This is a genomic window from Dryocola clanedunensis, assembly GCF_038405435.1.
Classification (GTDB): domain Bacteria; phylum Pseudomonadota; class Gammaproteobacteria; order Enterobacterales; family Enterobacteriaceae; genus Dryocola; species Dryocola clanedunensis_A.
The window spans coordinates 1-5,140 of sequence record NZ_JBBYHZ010000027.1 but is presented as its reverse complement, the minus strand read 5'-3'; the positions used below and the strand labels follow the sequence as shown (position 1 = coordinate 5,140).

At 49.8% G+C, this 5,140-nt stretch carries 4 protein-coding genes, 4 tRNA genes, 1 other RNA gene and 1 pseudogene; 2 read left to right on the top strand and 8 right to left on the bottom strand.

Annotation, left to right across the window (positions count from 1 at the left end; all coding sequences use genetic code 11):
* The 6 genes from AAE045_RS23000 to AAE045_RS22975 all read right to left on the bottom strand — a co-directional run.
* On the bottom strand, window positions 1-164 hold a 164-nt coding region (locus tag AAE045_RS23000; RefSeq protein WP_023158627.1), incomplete at its 3' end, for a GTP-binding protein.
* Between the two features lie 111 nt (window positions 165-275).
* Window positions 276-351 (bottom strand) — tRNA-Thr (locus AAE045_RS22995).
* A 5-nt stretch (window positions 352-356) separates the two neighbouring features.
* Window positions 357-431 (bottom strand) — tRNA-Gly (locus tag AAE045_RS22990).
* Window positions 432-549: 118 nt separating this feature from the next.
* A non-coding RNA gene (locus tag AAE045_RS22985) (RtT sRNA) lies at window positions 550-674 on the bottom strand.
* A 44-nt stretch (window positions 675-718) separates the two neighbouring features.
* A tRNA-Tyr gene (locus tag AAE045_RS22980) sits at window positions 719-803 on the bottom strand.
* Window positions 804-813: 10 nt separating this feature from the next.
* Window positions 814-889: transfer RNA gene (locus AAE045_RS22975), tRNA-Thr, on the bottom strand.
* Between the two features lie 331 nt (window positions 890-1,220).
* Between AAE045_RS22975 and AAE045_RS22970 the strand changes: the two genes are divergently transcribed.
* Entirely contained in the window at window positions 1,221-1,769 is a 549-nt protein-coding gene (locus tag AAE045_RS22970; protein ID WP_455549650.1) for an N-acetyltransferase family protein, read from the top strand.
* Between the two features lie 204 nt (window positions 1,770-1,973).
* The gene (coaA, locus tag AAE045_RS22965; protein ID WP_455549649.1) at window positions 1,974-2,924 is read left to right on the top strand and encodes a type I pantothenate kinase; all 951 of its coding nucleotides are present in this window, start codon (window positions 1,974-1,976) and stop codon (window positions 2,922-2,924) included.
* Between the two features lie 27 nt (window positions 2,925-2,951).
* Here coaA and birA read toward each other — a convergent pair whose 3' ends face one another.
* Window positions 2,952-3,914 carry a bifunctional biotin--[acetyl-CoA-carboxylase] ligase/biotin operon repressor BirA gene (birA, locus tag AAE045_RS22960; RefSeq protein WP_455549648.1) on the bottom strand — a complete coding sequence of 321 codons (963 nt, stop codon included), beginning with the start codon at window positions 3,912-3,914 and terminating at the stop codon, window positions 2,952-2,954.
* A pseudogene (murB, locus tag AAE045_RS22955) lies at window positions 3,911-4,942 on the bottom strand (UDP-N-acetylmuramate dehydrogenase); the annotation flags it as partial. The gene birA and the pseudogene murB, both read right to left, overlap by 4 nt.
* Window positions 4,943-5,140 lie beyond the last annotated feature (198 nt).

The following is a 5,140-nucleotide window of genomic DNA, read 5'->3' as shown; positions in this document are numbered from 1 at the left end:
TCTGGTGCGTTATCGATCTGGTCGAATGCACGAGCAGAACCACCGTAGGTTTTAGCCAGAACGGTAGTGATTGCAGCGGTCAGCGTTGTTTTACCATGGTCAACGTGGCCGATAGTACCGACGTTAACGTGCGGTTTTGTACGTTCAAACTTTTCTTTAGACATCGATTGTCCCTCTAAGACACGGATAAATCGGTGGTATCACCACATCAACCAGGCTTATGCCTGAATTTGCTGAATTTACTAACAGAAGAAAAACAGGGAGGAGAATAGAAGTGGTGCTGATAGGCAGATTCGAACTGCCGACCTCACCCTTACCAAGGGTGCGCTCTACCAACTGAGCTATATCAGCACATCTGGAGCGGGCAGTGGGAATCGAACCCACATCATCAGCTTGGAAGGCTGAGGTAATAGCCATTATACGATGCCCGCATCTTAGAACTCGGCTACCTGCTTAATTCTGTTTTGAATCTGAGACGAATCTTCTCAGGATTCGAGCCGACTCACGTGGAGTTTGTCGTCTCTGGCTTCGCGAAGCGACGCCTTAAAATGGTGGTGGGGGAAGGATTATTCGTCACTTCGTTCCTCACCCTTCGGGCCGTGCTGCGCACGTTGTTTCGCTGCGCTCAGCTCGAACCTTGTCGAAGGTTTTCACCTTCCCCGCACGGTGCTCATATTGACTCTACCGTGTGGTTTAACCTCAAAATCAAGGTTAAAAATGGTGGTGGGGGAAGGATTCGAACCTTCGAAGTCGATGACGGCAGATTTACAGTCTGCTCCCTTTGGCCGCTCGGGAACCCCACCAGGCACTTGATGGTGCCGACTACCGGAATCGAACTGGTGACCTACTGATTACAAGTCAGTTGCTCTACCTACTGAGCTAAGTCGGCATCAAGTAGCGCGCATTCTAGGAACACAGAGGCCGCTATGCAACAAAAAAATCGAATAAAATGCACTACCGCTCACATTTTGCGCGACACATCGAATATTTGATGATTTATCCATCATTTTGGGAAGGTTTTTGTCGTGCTCTGCCAATCTATAATCCCCACCTCAGACCATAATCCGGTTCACTTTGCACTCGCAAAGTGCATTTCACTACAATGTTGCACTTTCCAGACGCATCGAGAGCAGCGTTAGCACTCCATCCCCGCTGGCATAAGCATTTGTGACTTGGATCACTTCTTGCTTTAAAGAAGGACACCCGCAGGAGGACTGATCATGAAAATTGTTCCTTTAAATGCTGCCACACTGCCCATCTACTATCGCGAGCTTGCAACGTTGCTCCTCGACTCAATTGCCAGCGGTGCCTCCGTGGGCTATCACCAATCCCTGTCACGGGAGGAAGCTGAAAATACTTTCTATCGTTTAAGAAACGCTCTGGATAAGGGTGAGCTGCTGATGTGGATTGCGAGAGATGAGCAAGGCCTCGAAGGGTTTGTTCGTCTTGAGCTTTGCCATGAGCCGGATGGTTTAAACCGTGCGGTAATAAAATCGCTGCTGGTGCATCGCCGGGCCCGGCGCAGAGGGATCGCGAAACAGCTCATTACAGCCCTGGAAAAAGCGGCTCTGGCAAATCACCGTGGATTAATCTCTTTGGATATACAGGCCGGCACTCCCGCAGAAGCCTTTTATCGCGCTCAGGGGTACCGCTGTCTGGGGGAACTGCCAGACTATGTGTGCTCACAAGATGGCTACTACCACCCCTCTGTGATCTACTATAAACGCCTATTTGCGGTGAATCAGGTCATGAGAGCGATTGCCAGTTAAGCACGGCTAAAAACGTGATGCTGCCTTGCGAAAGCATCACGTCACTGTTTTTTTCTTATTATTCTCCCCCATCTGGTGTTACCCTCCTGCCCATTGTTGAATAGTAAAATACGTTGCGCGCCGTTGATTATCTGAGCTTAGTTTCATTTCCTCAGTCCGCGTTTAACGTTCATTTTGTCCTGAATTACAGGCAGAAGCATGCTTATGAGTAATAAAGAGCAAATGTTGACGACCCCATATCTGCAGTTCAATCGTAGCCAGTGGGCGGCGCTGCGTAACTCGGTGCCAATGACGCTGACCGAAGGCGAAGTCGCGCGGTTGAAAGGCATTAATGAAGATCTCTCACTTGAAGAGGTGGCGGAAATTTATCTGCCGCTTTCGCGTCTGCTGAATTTCTATATCAGTTCGAATCTGCGCCGCCAGGCCGTGCTTGAGCAATTTCTCGGCACCAACGGGGAGCGTATTCCCTACATTATTAGCATCGCAGGTAGCGTAGCCGTCGGTAAAAGCACTACTGCTCGTGTATTGCAGGCTTTGTTAAGCCGCTGGCCTGAACATCGCCGCGTTGAGCTGATTACCACAGATGGTTTTCTTCATCCGAATAAGGTTCTGAAAGAACGTAATCTGATGAAGAAAAAAGGCTTTCCGCAGTCCTATGATATGCATCGCCTGGTTAAATTTGTCTCTGATCTGAAGTCAGGTGCCACCAATGTCACCGCCCCCGTATATTCGCATCTTATATATGATGTGATACCGGACGGAGACAAAACGGTCACCCAGCCTGATATATTAATTCTTGAAGGATTAAACGTCTTACAGAGTGGCATGGACTATCCACATGATCCGCATCATGTATTCTTGTCGGACTTTGTCGATTTTTCGATTTACGTCGATGCGCCTGAGGATCTGCTGCAGGACTGGTATATCAAGCGTTTCCTGAAGTTCCGTGAAGGTGCATTCACCGACCCGGACTCCTATTTCCATAATTATGCAAAATTATCCGAGGATGAAGCGGTAAACATTGCCACTCAATTATGGAAAGAGATCAACGGCCTGAATTTAAAAGAAAACATCCTCCCAACGCGTGAACGTGCAAGTCTGATAATGACCAAAAGCGCAAACCATGCGGTAGAGAACGTCAGGCTCAGAAAATAACTAAATGGGGGAGCCATCCCCCATAATTTAATTCACACCACGTAATGAAATCTCACCGCCCACCCAAGGCTTCATAATTCCATCCTGCTCTAATAACAGGGCACCCTGCTCGTTTATTCCTCGGGAAATACCGTAAATTTCACGATCGCCGATTATTAATTTAACCTGGCGATTTAAGTAATTATCAAGTGCCTCCCAGCGGGATAAGAATGGCACAAGGCTTTCCTGTTCGAAAAGCGTTAACGCCGCACGCAGTTTTTGAATCAAGGTAACAGCCAGCGCATTACGATCGATTTCAATCCCTGCTTCCTGGAGGTTAATCCAGCCCTGATTGATTACATCAGTGGCCACATTACGCATGGCAAGATTAATCCCTGCACCGATAACAATCTGGGCAGCATCGCCGGTTTTACCCGTCAATTCGACAAGTATGCCGGCCAGCTTTCTGTCGTTAAGATAGAGATCGTTCGGCCACTTCACCCTGACCTCTTCAGCGCCAAGTTCACGGAGTACTTCAGCCATCACGATACCAATAACCAGGCTCAGGCCAACTGCCGCAGCCGGGCCCTGTTCCAGGCGCCAGTACATGGAAAGATAGAGATTTGCGCCAAACGGGGAAAACCACTGTCTCCCACGTCGGCCACGCCCCGCCTGTTGGTATTCAGCGATGCAGGCATCACCTGAGTCAAGTTTATCAAGTCGTTCCAGCAGGTATTGGTTCGTAGAGTCAATGACCGGCAGTACCGCCACGGAGCCCCTTGTTATCTGCGATTTGATCAGGGATTCATCAAGCAGCTGAATGGGATCCGGCAGGCTGTACCCTTTACCCGGTACGGTGAATACGTCCACACCCCAGTCCCTTAACGTCTGGATATGCTTATTGATCGCTGCCCGGCTCATGCCAAGCTTTTCACCAAGCTGCTCGCCAGAATGAAACTCGCCATCCGCAAGGATGCTAATCAGGGTAAGAGGGACTTTATTGTCTTTCACGCTATCGTCTCCACTGCGCTGACTTCACCCACTGAGCCGATAAACCGAACTTCAGGCTCCAGCCATACGTTAAATTTTTCACCCACTCGCTGACGAATGTAATGCGCCAGGTTAACGACATCCTGGCTCACTGCATTCTCTGCGTTGATGAGGACCAGCGCCTGCTGGCGGTGAACGGCTGCGCCGCCGATTTGATAGCCCTTAAGCTGGCACTGGTCGATAAGCCATCCCGCGGCCAGCTTCGTGGAGCCATCCGCCTGTGGGTAGTTGGGCGCATTGGAGTAAGTGCTCAGCAGCTCTGCTGCAATTTCTGCCGGAATAACGGGGTTTTTAAAGAAGCTACCAGCATTACCATTAATGCGCGGATCCGGAAGCTTAGTTGTTCGCATATGGCAAACAGCATCAAAAACTGCCTTCGGGGTAACCTTCGCGGGATCCAGTTTGGCTAAATCACCGTATGTGAGCACAGGTTGCCAGGTTTTAGGCAGCCGCAGTCCTACGGCTGTGATTGCAAAATTATCCTGCAAATCGTGTTTAAAGATACTGTCACGGTAGCCAAACTGACATTCTGCGTTATTCAGCCTCTGCATTTCGCCGCTGCGCAGATCTACACAATCAACGTAATTACACACCTGCTTGAGCTCGACGCCATAGGCGCCAATATTTTGTATCGGGGAAGAGCCTACGCAGCCGGGAATGAGCGCAAGATTCTCCAGCCCCGGCATTCCATTTGTCAAAGTGTACTCAACGAGGTGATGCCAGTTTTCACCCGCACCAACATGCAGATGCCATGCATCGTCCTTCTCAACCACCTCGATACCGGAGATACGATTCACTATGACCGTACCGCAGAAATCCTCCAGAAAGAGCACGTTGCTTCCCTCACCCAGGATCAAAACCGGCTGCTGAGCCAGAGCCGCATCATTCCATGCTTCTGTAAGCTGTTGCACGGTCTGTGCAATGACAATTCGTGAAGCGCTGGCCTGAATGCCGAAAGTATTGAAGGGCTTAAGTGAGGTGCTCATAGTGGTATCTTTCCCGAGTTTAAACGCGGCTAGTTTACCTTATCTGGCTGAGCTTGGCTTGTATGGCGGAATGATGAATAAACTCCAGACGACAAAAAGGCCACTCTTTCGAGTGGCCTTGATGCTTGTTTGGAGCCTGGCAGTTCCCTACTCTCGCATGGGGAGACCCCACACTACCATCGGCGCTACGGCGTTTCACTT

Excerpts from the sequence above, each read along its gene's own strand:
- AAE045_RS22970 (WP_455549650.1), top strand. The coding sequence starts at position 1,221 with ATGAAAATTGTTCCTTTAAATGCTGCCACACTGCCCATCTACTATCGC.
- coaA (WP_455549649.1), top strand. The coding sequence starts at position 1,974 with ATGAGTAATAAAGAGCAAATGTTGACGACCCCATATCTGCAGTTCAAT.